A 13,951-nucleotide genomic window follows, 5' to 3' on the forward strand; every position below is an offset into this window, starting at 1 on the left:
TACCATAGGCTAGGACCGATTTCCGACTCGTGGCCGATTTCGGCGTGGTCCGATCGCGGGCTATGCTGGCCGGAGCGCCGCCCGAGTCGGCGAGCGCGGGTGCGTCCTTCCGAGCCGATTTCCATCATCTCGAAGCAGGGAGCAGACCATGATGACACGCAAAGCCATGCTGACCTTCGCCGCGCTGGCGGCCGCCACCCCGGCGCTGGCCGGGGAAGTGACGGGCACCGGAAGCCCGACGCCGATCGATTCCTTCCGCGCTCACTCGCTGTGCGCTTTTTCCGGGCTGAACGACGACGGGCTCGGGCCGAGCAGCCTAGTCCAGGCCTATGGCATGTTCATCAAGGTCGGAGGGCCGGGATCGGCGCTGAGCCCGAGCATCGGCTGCCGCGGCAACTAGTTTCCGATTGTGAGCGCCGCCCCGGCCCCGGCTCGGTCCGGGGCGGCACCTCCTACTCCGCGCCGCCGGCGACGATCCGCTGCAACGCGGCGACGTGCTGGTCGAAGCGCTTGCGTCCATCCCGGCTGAGGCTGGCCCAGGTCCGCTGGCGCCCCTCGCTGCTGGCCTTGCGCAACTTGATCAGCCCGGCATCCGCCAGCGCGGAGAGATGCTTGGACATGACCGAGTCGCTCGCGCCGGTGATCGCCTTGAGGCGCGCGAACTCCGCCTCGTCGACGTTGGCGAGCACCGCGGCGACCTGCAGCCGGGCCGGCGCCTGCAGCAGCGGCTCGAACCCGGCGATCGGGTCGAACGGTTCAGGCGCCGAGTTCACGGACGAACACCCGCTGCCAGATCACGCTGCCCTGATAGGCGACGACAAACGCCAGCCCGGCCAGCGCGACGCTGGCGAGCGGCAGCCCGCGCGAGAGGCCGAGATAGACGCTGAGACCATAGATGCCGAGCAGCAGCAGCAGCAGCGGCAGCGCCACCATCCGGGTGCGGCCGCGCCGGTAGCCGTTGATGAAGACGCCGAGCCGACGCCGGTCGGAGCGGACGATGAAGCCCATGCCGAACAGAACGGCGAGCAGGATCACGAAGCGAAGGACGAGCGGCACGGCGGGCGAGACGACGAGCCCGGCCTCGAGCCCGGCGAAGGCGGCGTGACGCCAGGGCGGGCACATCGCCATATCGGCGAGCTGCCGCTCGGCCCCCTGCTTGGCGGTAAGCGCTTCCAGCGCCTCGGCATGAATGTCGGTCATCGGCGAATCCCTTGTTTCCAGTGTGGAAAGTCATGCACTCTGCTTTCCAATCTGGCAAGTGACAATTTTCCAACTCGGAAAGTTGAACCTCGTGCCGGCGCGTAGGCGGGTGCTTTGTCTTGTTGCCGCTGGCCCGGAGTCCTACACCGCGGCTCATGTCCAGCCATGCCGACCGCCTCGCCGCCCTTCGCCAGCAGCTCCAAAGCGACCAGCTCGACGGCTTCGTCGTCCCGCTGACCGACGAGCATATGAGCGAATATGTCGGCAGCTATGCGCAGCGGCTGGCCTGGCTGACCGGGTTCGAGGGTTCGGCGGGCACCGCGGTGGTGCTGCCGGCCGAGGCGGCGATCTTCACCGACGGGCGCTACACGCTGCAGGTCAGGAGCCAGGTCGACGGCGAGCACTGGAGCTACGAGTCGGTGCCCGAGACCAGCGTCGCCGACTGGCTCAAGGGACATGTGCCGGACGGCGGGCGGATCGGCTATGATCCCTGGCTGCACAGCCGCGACTGGGTAGCGCGGGCGAGCGAGGCGCTCGGCGCGAAGGGGGCGACCCTGGTGCAGGTGCAGCGCAACCCGATCGACGCGGTGTGGGCCGACCGGCCCGAAGCGTCCAAGGCGCGGCTGACGGTCCAGCCGGAGCAGTTCACCGGCCGGTCGTCGGCGGACAAGCGGCAGGTGATCGCCGACTGGCTGGGTGAGCAGGGGGCCGACGCGGCGGTGCTGGCCGCGCTCGACTCGATCGCCTGGACCTTCAACGTGCGCGGCACCGACGTCAGCCATACGCCGGTCGCGCTGGCCTTCGCGCTGGTCCGCGCCGACGGCACCGCCGACCTGTTCGTCGAAGAGGAGAAGATCGACGGCGAGGTCCGCCAGCATCTCGGCAACGGCGTCCGGATCCATCCGCGCGCGAGCTTCGAGGCGTTCCTCGCCGGGCTGAGGGACCAGACGGTGGCGGTCGACCCCGAGCGGTCGGTCGCGGCGATCTTCGAGGCGCTCGACCGCGCCGGCGCGACGATCATCAAGCTCCGCGACCCGACGGTGCTGCCGCGAGCGATCAAGAACGAGGCGGAGCTGGCCGGGCACCGCTCGGCGCAGACCCGCGATGGAGCGGCGATTGCGCGCTTCCTGCGCTGGGTCGAGACGGAGGCGCCCGGGGGAATGCTCGACGAGCTGACCGCCTCGGACCGGCTGGAGGCGCTGCGCAAGGAGACGGGCGAGCTTCGCGACCTCAGCTTCGACACCATCTCGGGGGCGGGGCCGAACGGAGCGATCGTCCATTACCGGGCGAGCGAAGCGACCAACCGCAAGCTGGAGACGGGCTCGCTCTACCTCGTCGACAGCGGCGGCCAATATGCCGACGGGACGACCGACATCACCCGCACGGTCGCGGTGGGCGAGCCGACCGACGAAATGCGCGACCGCTTCACGCGGGTGCTGAAGGGCCATATCGCGCTCTCGACGGCACGCTTCCCCAAGGGGGTGCGCGGGTCGCAGCTCGACAGTTTCGCGCGGCGGCCGCTGTGGGAGGCAGGGCTCGATTATGCGCACGGCACCGGCCACGGGGTCGGCAGCTTTCTCTCGGTCCACGAGGGGCCGCAGCGCATCTCGCCGGTCGGCAGCGCGCAGAGTGGCGGGGACGAGCCGCTGCAGGCGGGCATGATCCTCTCCAACGAGCCCGGCTACTACAAGGCGGGCGAGTACGGCATCCGAATCGAGAACCTGGTGCTGGTCATCCCGGTCGAGGTGGACGGGGCGGAGAAGGAACTGCTCGGGTTCGAGACGCTGACCTTCGCGCCGATCGACCGGCGGCTGATCGTCAGGGAAATGCTGAGCGGCGAGGAGCTCGGCTGGCTCAACGCCTATCACGCCGAGGTGGTGAAGCGGATCGGACCGGGGCTGACGGGGGACGATCTCGCCTGGCTCAAGGAGGCCTGCGCGCCGCTCTAATCCTGCGCCAAACCAAGGAGACAGCGTTCGATCCGGCGGATCATAGATCTGCTATTGCGAGTCACTCTCATTATCGTTAGTTCGCGCCTCGAAGGGAATTGACGATGCGCCGCTGCCTCCTCCTGCTCACGCCCATGCTGCTGCCCGCGACCGCGCAGGCCGCGGAGGAAACGGCCGAGCAGCCGATCATCGTCACCGGCGAGCGGATCAACTACGACGTCCGCCACAGCAGCACCGCGACCAAGACGGACACCGACCTCAAGGACGTGCCGCAGGCGGTGAGCGTGATCAGCGCCGAGCAGATCGGCGACCAGGCGATGCGCTCGATCGGCGACGTCCTCCGCTACGTTCCGGGCGTGGCGCTGAACGGGGGCGAGGGGCACCGCGACCAGATCGCGATCCGCGGCAATGCGACGACCGCGGACTTCTTCCTTGATGGGCTGCGCGACGACGTCCAATTTTACCGTCCGCTCTACAATCTCGAGCGGGTCGAGGTGCTGAAGGGGCCGAACGCGATGATCTTCGGCCGCGGCGGCGGTGGCGGGATCGTCAACCGGGTGACCAAGCGGGCCGAATGGCGCCCCTTCGCGGCCGGCAGCCTGTCGCTCGACAGCCATGGCGCCGGCGATGTCGAGCTCGACCTCGACGCGCCGCTGTCCGCGACGCTGGCCGGGCGGCTCAACGCGCTGGCCGAGCGGGTCGACAACCGCCGCAACGCGACGGGCCGCCGCGAGGCGATCAATCCGACGCTCGGCTGGCGGCCGAGCGAGCGGACCCGGATCGACCTCGGGTTCGAGGCGGTGCACGACCGCCGGCTGATCGACCGCGGCGTGCCGTCGGACGCGCGGGGCCGCGGGCTGCCCTCGATCAGCGACCCGGCGCGCCCGCTGACCGGGTTCGGCGAGACGCTGTTCGGCGACCGCAACGTGAACCGGACACGCTTCGACAGCCAGGTCTCGACCCTGTTCGTCGAGCATCGCTTCAGCGAGGCGGTGCGGATGAACGCCAAGGCGCTCTACGGCCATTACGACAAATTCTACCGCAACGAGATGGCGGCGAGCCCGGCGGACGAGTTCACCAGCGGCGGCGTGACCAGCACCCGGGTCGGGATTGAGGCCTATCAGTCGCGGACCAAGCGGCGGAACCTCCAGCTGCAGGACGACCTGATCGCCGAGGTGAGCACCGGTCCGGTTCGCCACACGCTGGTCGCGGGCGTCGACTACAGCCGGCAGCGGACCTTCGCCGATCGCCAGCAGGGCTTCTTCGCATCGTCGCCCTTCACCGCGTCGAGCAACCGCCGCTACTATGCGCTGCTCCAGCCGACGCTCGACCTGCCGGCGGTGACCTTCACCTGTGTCGTCGGGCTGGGCTGCAACGATGCGACCAGCCACGCCGAGGCGCTGGGCGCCTATGTCCAGGACCAGGCGCGGATCGGCGAGCATGTCGAGATCCTCGCCGGGCTTCGCCGCGACCATTTCAAGCTGCGGGTCGAGGACCGGGTGGCCGGCCGCACCCTCCGCCGCAGTGACGATCTCTGGTCGCCGCGGCTCGGCCTGGTGCTGAAGCCAAGCGAGGCCCTGTCCATCTACGGCAGCTACAGCCGAAGCTTCCTGCCGCAGTCGGGCGACCAGTTCTCCAGCCTCGACCCGACCACCGCGGCGCTCAAGCCCGAGAAGTTCGTCAACCGCGAGGTCGGCGCCAAGTGGCGCGCGCTGCCGAACCTCGACCTGACGCTCGCCGCCTATGTGCTGGACCGCGCCAATACCCGCGCCGCCGACCCGGTGAGCGGGCTGACCGTGCTGACCGGCGCGCAGCGGAGCAAGGGTGTCGAGCTCGGCGTCCAGGGGCGGGTCGGCCGCCTGTCGCTGAGCGGCGGCGCGGCGCTGCAGGACGCGGAGATCCGCCGCACCACCACCGCCGCGCCGGCCGGGCGCAAGGTCGCGCTGGTGCCGCGTTTCCAGGCCTCGCTGTGGGGCCGCTATGACGTCACCCGCGCGCTGGGGCTGGGGGCGGGCGTCTACCACCAGTCGAAGAGCTTCGCCTCGATCAGCAATGCGGTGGTGCTGCCCGCCTTCACCCGGGTCGACGGGGCGGCGTTCGTCAAGCTGACGAGCCGGGTCGAGGCGCAGCTCAACGTCGAGAACCTGCTCGGCAACCGCTACACGGCGCTGGCGGGCAATGACAATAATCTCACGCCGGGCAACCCGCGGACGGTTCGGGCGACGCTGCGCTTCGGCTTCTAGCCGGCCAGCTCCGCGGCCCGCTCGCGGATCCGGGTGAGGTCGCGGACGAACAGGGCCCGCTCCTCTCGGCGGCGGTCCTCCTCGGGGATGCGGAGGAGGAAGCTGGGGTGGACGGTGATCCAGCATTCCCCGCCGTCGGGGAGTGTCAGCGGCGTCTCGCGGGCGCGGGTGATGGTCACCGTCTTGCCGGTCAGCGAGCGGGCGGCGGTGGCGCCAAGCGCGACGGTCAGCGGCGGCTTGATCAGCTGCCGCTCCTGGTCGATCCACCAGCGGCAGGCCTCGATCTCGCCGGCATCGGGCTTTGCGTGGATGCGCTTCTTGCCGCGGGCGACGAACTTGAAGTGCTTGACCGCATTGGTGACGTAGGTCTGCGTGCGGTCGATGCCGGCTCGCTCGAGCGCCTCGTCGAACAGCTGGCCGGCGGGTCCGACGAAGGGGCGGCCGGCGAGATCTTCCTGGTCGCCGGGCTGCTCCCCGACGAACAGGATGGTCGGGTCGAGCGGGCCTTCGCCGAACACGGTCTGGGTGGCGTGGCAGTGGAGGTCGCAGCGGGTACAGGCGCGCGCCTCGGCCATCAGCGCTTCCCATGCGGCGCGCAGGTTGCCGCCGGGCTCGAGCCGCCGCTCGGCTACCACCGCCTGTTCCATCCCGGTCTTCGCCGCCGCGCGGTCGATCATCTCCAGCTCCCTGCCTCGCGCCCCGGCGATCAGCGGGGCAACGAGCGAGGTCTCGGGCATGTTGCGCCAGTATTTCTTGGGCATTTCCTTGAGCATCGCCCCGATCTTGAGGCGCGCGGGGTTGAAGATGTTGGCGTAGTAGGTTTTCCAGGTTTCCTCGAGAGGGTCGCCGTCGGGGGCCTCGGCCTTGGTCGCGCCGGGGCTTTCGCTCAGCGTCGCGCGGTCCCAGTGGATCGACAGTTCGGGCGTCAGGATCGACCAGCGCATGTTGGCGAAGCGGCGCATGAAGAAGCCCGCCTCGCGCCGGACGATGTGGTGCTCGGGCTCGAACCAGGCGACGAAGCGCGGCTCCCCGTCCGGGTCCGCCACCTCGCGGAAGCGGACGAAGGCGTGCATCTTGTGCGCGTCGCGGCGGACTTCCTTGGCGAGCTTCTCGAGCCGGCCGACCAGCGGGTCGGCGCGGTCCTCCATCGCCTTTCGCTCGGTCCGGAGCCGCCACAGCAGCGCGTAGAGGAGGGCGAAGCGCTCGGGGTCGGAGTGGGCGATCACCGCGCGGGCGAGATCGACGAACCCGCGCGGCACGCTGAAGCTCGCCGCCGCGGCCGGACGGGGGGTGTCGCCGCCGAACAGGTCGCCCTCGCCGCCGGCGACCGTCCACACCACCTGCTCGGGCGGGACGCCGGACTCGGCGAGGTCGCGCGCGGCGTCGCGCCAGCCCTCGAAGTCGTCCTCGGCGGCAAGCTGGATGCGGACCGGCGCGGCGGCGGTCCGACCGGCCGGGGCGCTCATGCGGCCAGTTCCAGGCGTGGCCGCAACCGCCGCTGGCCGGGCGGGTTCAGCGAGAGGTCCCATGTTGCTCGATCCCGGCGTCATCGTCCCCAGCCCCGCCACTGCGCCGTTCGCCGCCGACAGGGCGCCGGGCTGGATCGGGGTCGCGCCGGGCGCGCCCTATTTCGTCGACGAGGCGGGCGCGCCCTGGACCCCGATCGGGCAGAACGACGCGATCAGCTGGCCCGAGCTTGCGCCGCTGTATCGCCGGCGCGATCCGGAGGCGGTCGAGCGCCACCTGCGCGGGCTCAAGGCGCAAGGGGTGACCTGCCTCCGCCTGATGCTGGAATATGCGCAGGGCCGTCATCGCTACCTGGAACGGCCCACGGGCCGCTTCGTGCCCGCGATGGTGCAGCTGTGGGACGACCTCTTCGCACTGTGCGAGCGGACTGGCCTGCGGATCCTGCTGACGCCGGTCGACACCTACTGGACCTGGGTCCGCTTCCGCCATCATCCGTGGAACGTCGGCAACGGCGGCCCGCTCGCCAACATGCGCGATGCACTGCTGCGCGGGGTGACCCGGGCGGCGATCAAGGCCCGGCTGGAGTTCGCGGTGCGGCGCTGGGGCGGGTCGGGCGCGCTGTTCGCCTGGGACCTGTGGAACGAGATCCATCCCGCGCAGAGCCGCGACAGCACCGACGGCTGGGACGATTTCATTCACGACCTGTCGGGCCATGTGCGCGGGCTGGAGCAGCGGCTCTACGGGCGCTCGCACCCGCAGACCGTCTCGCTGTTCGGGCCCGAGTTGATCCTCAAGCCCCACCTCGCGCCGGCAATGCGCGAGGCGGTGTTCCGCCACCCCGACGTCGATTTCGCCAGCCTCCACATCTACGCCAAGGGCAGCATCGACAATCCGCGCGATACGGTCGCGCCGGCGCTGGCGATGGCGGCGATCGTCGCCGAGAGCATCGGCGAGATCCGCGACGGGCGGCCGTTCCTCGACACCGAGCATGGCCCGATCCACGCCTTCAAGGACCGCCACCGCACGCTCCCCGAGCCGTTCGACGACGAGATGTTCCGCCATTGCAGCTGGGCGCATCTCGCCGCCGGAGGCGCGGGCGGAGGGATGCGCTGGCCCAACCGCCACCCGCACGTGCTGACCGCCGGCATGCGCCGCGCGCAGCAAGCGATGGTCGGCTTCCTGCCGGAGATCGACTGGCCGCGGTTCCGCCGCCGGCCGTTCGGCGCCGGCCTCCGCGCCCGCCACGTCCACGCGGTCGGCTGCGGCGATGAGCGGCAGGCGCTGATCTGGCTGGTCCGCCGCGACGGGCTGGGCAGCGACGGGCGGCTGCGGGAGGGCTTGGTGCCGGTGCGGACGAGCGTCGCGGTGCCGGGCCTTGCCGACGGCCGCTACCGGGTGCGCGGCTGGGACACGCTGCGGGGCGAGGCGGCCGAGACGATGGCGGCCGAGGCGGCGGGCGGGATGCTTCACTTCACCACCGCCGAGCTGACGAGCGACCGCGCCTTCGCCATCGCCCCCGCCGCCTAGGCGGCGAACAGCTCGAGCTGCTCCGTCCTGGGCGCGACCAGGGTGCGCAGGTCGGCGCGGTCGGTGAGCAGGGTCGGGCGCCAGTCGGTGGTGACGATGAAAGGTCGGACCTTGGCGACGCTGACCGTCACCCGCGCGACGTCGTCGAGCGACAGCTTGCGCCAGCGCCGCGACTGGACGATCCGGTCGACCGCCTTGGTGCCGAGCCCGGGAATGCGCAGCAGCAGCTCCTTGGGCGCGCGGTTGACGTCGACCGGGAAGCTGTCGCGAAACTTCAGTGCCCAGGCGAGCTTGGGATCGATGTCGAGCGGGAGCATGCCGGCCGGATCGGCCGCCTGCTCCACCTCTGCCGGCTTGAAGCCGTAGAAGCGCATCAGCCAGTCGGACTGGTAGAGCCGGTGCTCGCGCATCAGCGGCGGCCGCTTCAGGGGGAGCACCGCGCTGGCGTCGGGAATCGGCGAGAAGGCGGAATAATAGACCCGGCGGAGGCCGAAGCGATCGTAGAGCCCGCTGGCGCGGCGGACGATGTCGCGGTCGGTCGCGGCATCGGCGCCGACGATCATCTGCGTCGACTGGCCGGCGGGCGCGAAGCTGGGCGCAGACTTGAAGCGCTTCTTGTTGTCCTTGCCCTCCTCGATCGCGCCCTTCATGTCGCTCATCGCGCCCTCGATCTGCGGCGCGCTTTTCTCGGGCGCGAGATCGGTGAGGCCGGCGACGGTCGGCAACTCGACGTTGATCGACACGCGGTCGGCGTGGAGCCCAGCCTGGCGGACCAGCTCGGGGTCGGCGTCGGGGATGGTCTTCAAGTGGATGTAGCCGCGGAAGTCGTGGTCCTCCCGCAGGCTCCGAGCGACCTCGACCAGCTGCTCCATCGTGTAGTTGGACGAGCGGATGATCCCGGAGGAGAGGAACAGCCCCTCGATATAGTTGCGCTTGTAGAAGGCGAGGGTGAGCTGGACGACCTCCTGCGCGGTGAAGCGGGCGCGGCGGACGTTCGAGCTCTTGCGGTTGATGCAGTAGGCGCAATCGAAGATGCAGCTGTTGGTCAGCAGGATTTTCAGAAGGCTGATGCAGCGGCCGTCGGGCGCATAGGCGTGGCAGATGCCCATACCCTCCGACGAGCCGACGCCCTTGCCGCCGCGGCTGTCGCGCTTGGACGTGCCCGAGGAGGCGCAGCTCGCGTCATACTTGGCCGCATCGGCAAGGATCGCGAGCTTTTGACGGGTATCCAACTGCGCCATGCGTTCGGTATATGTTCTGACGCAACCAGTTGCAAGTCAGCGACTTATCGCCGGGCGGCTTGCGAGACGGACCGTTCGACGCCTAGGCTCGATCCCATGAAGCATCTCGCCCTCCGCGCCGCCGCCTCGCTCCTCGTCCTCGCCGCGCTGGCCGGCGCGGCGCCGCCGACGACCGTCACGCCGATGACTCCCGACGTGGTGGCGAAGTACGACCCGGTGCTGCCCGCCGCCGACTTTGTCCGGCGCGAGGCGATGGTGCCGATGCGCGACGGGACGAAGCTCTACACGGTGATCGTCATGCGCAAGGGGACGCGCGGCGGGCCGATCCTCCTGTCGCGGACGCCCTATGACGCGCACGGCAGCGTGACCCGCAACACCAGCCTGAGGATCGAGGACATTCTTCCGGCGATGGACGCGCCGTTCGTCAACGACGGATATATCCGGGTGTACCAGGACATTCGCGGGCTGCACCGCTCGGAAGGCGAGTTCGTGATGAACCGGCCGATTGTCGGGCCACTGAACAGGACCGGCATCGACGAGAGCACCGACGCCTACGACACGATCGACTGGCTGGTGAAGAACGTGCCGGAATCGAACGGCAAGGTCGGCGTGATCGGTTCCTCCTATCTCGGCTTCACCACGCTGGCGGCGGAGATCAACCCGCACCCGGCGCTCAAGGCGGCGGTGCCCGAGAGCCCGATGGTCGACGGCTGGCGCGGCGACGACTGGTTCCACAACGGGGCGTTCCGGGTCAGCGGGATCGACTATGCGGTGGGGCAGAGCACCGGCAAGGCCGACGCCGGCGCGGTGCTGCCGCGGAGCGGGGGCGACGACTACACCCGCTATCTCGAGGCCGGGTCGATCGGTGACTTCGCGAGCTCGCTCAACGTCGACCAGGTCCCATTCAACCAGAAGCTGTTTCAGAACCCGGCCTACACCAGCTTCTGGTCGGAGCAGGCGGTGGACAAGTGGATGGCGGCGCGGCCGCTGACCGTTCCGACCATGCTGGAGGTCGGGCAATGGGACCAGGAGGACAGCTATGGCGCCCCCGCGGTCTACCAGGCGCTCAAGGCCAAATATGAGGGGAGCGGGCTGCTCCACCTGGTGATCGGGCCGTGGCGGCATTCGGGGGCCAACCATTATGGCTATGAGCTGGGCGCGCTGACCTTCGCCGGCGACACTGCCAAGCAGTGGCGGGAGCGTTGGATGAAGCCGTTCCTCGACCATTATCTGAAGGGCACGCCCGACCCGCAGACGCCGCCGGTGCTGACCTATGCGACGGGCATCGACCAGTGGGAGCCGAGCCCGCGCTGGCCGATGGGGACGCCGACCGCGCTCTACCTGACCAGCGGCAACGGGGTGCGGTTCGGCTCGGCCGGCGCGGCGGGGCATGCGGACTATGTCTCGGATCCGATGAAGCCGGTGCCGTTCCTGCCGCGGCCGATCCAGCTCGGCGACGAGGACCAGTGGCACAGCTGGCTGGTGCGCGACCAGCGCTTCGTCGACGGGCGGACCGACGTCGCCAGCTTCGGCGGCGCGCCGCTCGACCGGCCGGTGCACATCATGGGGGCGCCGATGGTCGACCTCTATGCCTCGACCAGCGGGACCGACAGCGACTGGGTGGTCAAGCTGATCGACGTCTATCCGAGCGACCTGCCGGAAGGCGCGGGGCAGGGGAGCAAGCCGAGCATGGCGGGCTACCAGCTGCCGATCGGGATCGAGATTTTCCGCGGCCGCTACGTCGACAGCTTCGCCCGGCCGCGCGCGCTCAAGGCCAACCGGGTCGAGCATTACCGCTTCGCGCTGCCCAACGTCGATCATGTCGTGCTGCCGGGGCACCGGCTGATGGTGCAGGTCCAGTCGAGCCTGTTCCCGCTCTACGACCGCAACCCGCAGCGCTTCGTGCCCAACATCTTCAATGCCCGGGCCGCGGACTATCAGCCGGCGACGCAGAAGGTCTATTTCGGCGGAGCGACGCCGAGCGCGGTGATGCTGCCGGTGGTGCCGTAGGGGTTCAGGCGACCGTCTCGCGGAGTTTATCGCGGGCCTTGTCGACCGCCTTGTCGACCGGCGGCTCGTGGATCATCCGGTAGCGCGCCTCGATGAGGCTGAAGAGGCCGAAGAAGATGAGCCCGGCGGCGACGACATAGTCGGTCGGGTGGTTGAACCAGCGCAGCACCTTGTCGACCCCGCCGGCCTGGTCGGGCGCGTTGAGGCGGGCAGCCTGGGCGAGGAAGAAGGCGCTGGTCAGGAACACCGCGCCGCGCGCGCCATAGCCGAGCCGGCCGATCCAGCGCACCCACGGCGCCTCGCGGACGGCGAAGTGGAGGTCCTTGCAGAAGGAGCAGCGGAACGCCTTGACGAACTGCCAGGCGCCCGCGCCGGCGAGCAGCAGCGCGGCGATCCAGATCATTGCGGTGCCGCCGGGCAGCTGGGTTGCCGCCTGCGCCCCGGTCTGCGCGCCGCCGCCGCCCTCGGCGACATGGTGCGCGCCCATCAGCAGCCGCAACGCCTGGACCGCGAAATAGCCGTAGATGAGCCCGCTTCCCGCCGCCGCGAGCCGGCCCGGCCAGCCGCCGTTCTTCTTGCCGTCGGAATGGCCCTCGAGGTCGATCGCGGCGTCGGTCAGCCGCCACACCGCATAGGCGGCGAAGCCGACGACCAGCGCGCCGAGCGCGACCCGGCCCCAGCCCTCGCCCAGATAGTCGAGCGCGCCCTGGAGGTCCTCAGCGCGGCCCGTCCCGATCAGCAGCGCGCCGATCAGGACGTAGAGGAGCCCGCGCCCGGCAAAGCCGACGCGGGTCAGCAGCTCGAACTTGCCGCGCGGATCGAAGACCTGGCTGTTCATGACAGCCGTGTTACGGTCGATCAGCGAGCTTTGTTCCCGACCTAGGTCGCCGCGGCGGCGGCGGCGCTGCCGTGGCTCATCCGGTTCGAGACCAGCCATTTGAACAGGACGAAGGCGACCAGCCCGATGGCGGCGCTGGCGACGTGGAGCAGCCAGAACTGCGGCGTCGGCATCGACGAATACCAGCCGCCGACCACGCCCACGACCTTGTTCGCGGCGAAGAACGCCAGATAGTAGAGGCCGATGACCGTCGCGTTGATCGCACGCGGGGCGAGCTTGGAGAAGAGCGCCAGGCTGACCGGCAGGATGTGCGCGAAGCCGATGCTGTTGAAGAAATGGAAGGCGAGCGGAAGCGCGAGCCCGATCTTGCCCGAGCCCTGGGTCAGCGCGGCGGCATAGAGGCAGAGCCCGCCGATGATGCTGAAGACGCTGCCGATGATCATCTTGCCCAGTTCGTCGGGCTCGCGGCCGGTGGTGGCGGCGCGCCACTTCCAGAAGGCGGCGACGGCGACCAGCATCGAGAAGCTCAAGGTCGCGTCGATCGTCACCATCCAGCTGGTCGGCATCTCCCAGCCCATCAGGCGCAGCTGGAAATGCTGATCGGCCCAGACGAGATAGGCGTTGAAGATCTCCTGGTTGGTGAGCAGCGCGACGGCCAGCGCCGGGATCAGCAGCAGCAGCGCGCCGAGCCGCGACCAGTCCCCCTCGCCCATCTTCTCCCGCTCCCCCGGCGCGGTGCGGTCGGGGCGGTTGTCGGCCGGAAGCCACGGCCTGGCCCTCAGGTAGAGGATGAGCCCGAGGACCATCACCACGCCGGCGCAGCCGAACCCCCAGTGCCAGCCGACCTTCTCGCCCAGCGTGCCCGCGACGAGCGGCGCGGCGATCACGCTGACGTTGATCGCGATGTAGAAGATCTGGAACGCCATGGCGCGGCGGAGGTCGGTCTCGGAATAGAGCGCGCCGACCTGGCTGGCGATATTGCCCTTGAACAGGCCGACCCCGACGATGAGCGCGACGAGCGCGAGGAGGAAGGTCGCCTGGAACGCCATGAGGAAATGGCCGAGCGCCATGACAAGGCCGCCGAGGATCAGCGCGAAGCGGCGGCCGGTCAGCCGGTCGGCGAGGATGCCGCCGGCGATCGGGGTCAGATAGACGAGCGAGGTGTAGTCGCCGAAGATGGCCGAGGCGAGCGGCTGCCCGTCGAGACCGGCATAGTGCCAGCCGCGCAGCCAAGCGAGGCCGGCGACCGAGCCGACATGCTCGGGCTTGAGCAGGTAATTGACCATGTAGAGCACGAGCAGCGTCTGCATGGAGTAGTAGCTGAAGCGCTCGCACGCCTCGACGAAGCTCAGGTAGCCGAGCCCCTTGGGATGGCCGAGAAAAGCGCGGTCGCCGGCGGGCAGCCGCTCGAGGTCGGGCTGGAGGTCGGGCGTGGTCATGCGGTCAGCCTAGAGCGCGCCGGCTGAACCACAACCA

Annotated in this window: 11 protein-coding genes; 5 read left to right on the forward strand and 6 right to left on the reverse strand. The window is 69.8% G+C overall.

Going from position 1 to position 13,951, the window contains the following annotated elements:
• The first annotated feature begins 148 nt into the window (after window positions 1-148).
• Window positions 149-400 carry a hypothetical protein gene (locus tag HMF7854_RS03080; RefSeq protein WP_126717758.1) on the forward strand — a complete coding sequence of 84 codons (252 nt, stop codon included), beginning with the start codon at window positions 149-151 and terminating at the stop codon, window positions 398-400.
• A gap of 52 nt (window positions 401-452) precedes the next feature.
• On the opposite strand, the gene HMF7854_RS03085 is transcribed toward HMF7854_RS03080, so the two are convergent.
• Together HMF7854_RS03085 and HMF7854_RS03090 are read right to left on the reverse strand one after the other, a co-directional pair.
• On the reverse strand, window positions 453-773 hold the full coding sequence (locus tag HMF7854_RS03085) for a winged helix-turn-helix domain-containing protein (protein WP_239016812.1): 321 nt from the start codon (window positions 771-773) through the stop codon (window positions 453-455).
• A complete protein-coding gene (locus tag HMF7854_RS03090) occupies window positions 757-1,200 on the reverse strand; it encodes a hypothetical protein (RefSeq protein ID WP_126717759.1) in 444 nt (147 codons plus the stop codon). The genes HMF7854_RS03085 and HMF7854_RS03090 overlap by 17 nt, the downstream gene beginning before the upstream one ends.
• 155 nt (window positions 1,201-1,355) lie before the next feature.
• Between HMF7854_RS03090 and HMF7854_RS03095 the strand changes: the two genes are divergently transcribed.
• Together HMF7854_RS03095 and HMF7854_RS03100 are read left to right on the forward strand one after the other, a co-directional pair.
• Window positions 1,356-3,149 (forward strand): aminopeptidase P family protein, encoded by a 1,794-nt coding sequence (locus HMF7854_RS03095; protein ID WP_126717760.1) that lies wholly within the window; start codon window positions 1,356-1,358, stop codon window positions 3,147-3,149.
• 104 nt (window positions 3,150-3,253) lie between these two features.
• Window positions 3,254-5,392 (forward strand): TonB-dependent receptor, encoded by a 2,139-nt coding sequence (locus tag HMF7854_RS03100; RefSeq protein ID WP_126717761.1) that lies wholly within the window; start codon window positions 3,254-3,256, stop codon window positions 5,390-5,392.
• Here the strand turns inward: HMF7854_RS03100 and HMF7854_RS03105 are convergent.
• Window positions 5,389-6,858, reverse strand: a complete 1,470-nt coding sequence (locus HMF7854_RS03105; protein WP_126717762.1) for a UdgX family uracil-DNA binding protein — start codon at window positions 6,856-6,858, stop codon at window positions 5,389-5,391. The two genes, HMF7854_RS03100 and HMF7854_RS03105, sit on opposite strands and share 4 nt — an antisense overlap.
• Before the next feature lie 61 nt (window positions 6,859-6,919).
• On the opposite strand from HMF7854_RS03105, the gene HMF7854_RS03110 reads away from it, so the two are divergent.
• Window positions 6,920-8,386, forward strand: coding sequence for a glycoside hydrolase 5 family protein (locus HMF7854_RS03110; protein ID WP_126717763.1), 1,467 nt, complete (start codon window positions 6,920-6,922; stop codon window positions 8,384-8,386).
• On the opposite strand, the gene HMF7854_RS03115 is transcribed toward HMF7854_RS03110, so the two are convergent.
• A complete protein-coding gene (locus HMF7854_RS03115) occupies window positions 8,383-9,627 on the reverse strand; it encodes a putative DNA modification/repair radical SAM protein (protein ID WP_126717764.1) in 1,245 nt (414 codons plus the stop codon). The two genes, HMF7854_RS03110 and HMF7854_RS03115, sit on opposite strands and share 4 nt — an antisense overlap.
• A 96-nt stretch (window positions 9,628-9,723) precedes the next feature.
• On the opposite strand from HMF7854_RS03115, the gene HMF7854_RS03120 reads away from it, so the two are divergent.
• Entirely contained in the window at window positions 9,724-11,637 is a 1,914-nt protein-coding gene (locus HMF7854_RS03120; protein ID WP_126717765.1) for a CocE/NonD family hydrolase, read from the forward strand.
• A gap of 4 nt (window positions 11,638-11,641) precedes the next feature.
• Here HMF7854_RS03120 and HMF7854_RS03125 read toward each other — a convergent pair whose 3' ends face one another.
• Both HMF7854_RS03125 and HMF7854_RS03130 read right to left on the reverse strand, forming a co-directional pair.
• A complete protein-coding gene (locus HMF7854_RS03125) occupies window positions 11,642-12,475 on the reverse strand; it encodes a DUF1206 domain-containing protein (protein WP_185829138.1) in 834 nt (277 codons plus the stop codon).
• Between the two features lie 41 nt (window positions 12,476-12,516).
• The gene (locus HMF7854_RS03130; RefSeq protein ID WP_126717767.1) at window positions 12,517-13,914 is read right to left on the reverse strand and encodes a peptide MFS transporter; all 1,398 of its coding nucleotides are present in this window, start codon (window positions 13,912-13,914) and stop codon (window positions 12,517-12,519) included.
• Window positions 13,915-13,951 lie beyond the last annotated feature (37 nt).

The organism is Sphingomonas ginkgonis (assembly GCF_003970925.1).
Classification (GTDB): Bacteria; Pseudomonadota; Alphaproteobacteria; order Sphingomonadales; family Sphingomonadaceae; genus Sphingomicrobium; species Sphingomicrobium ginkgonis.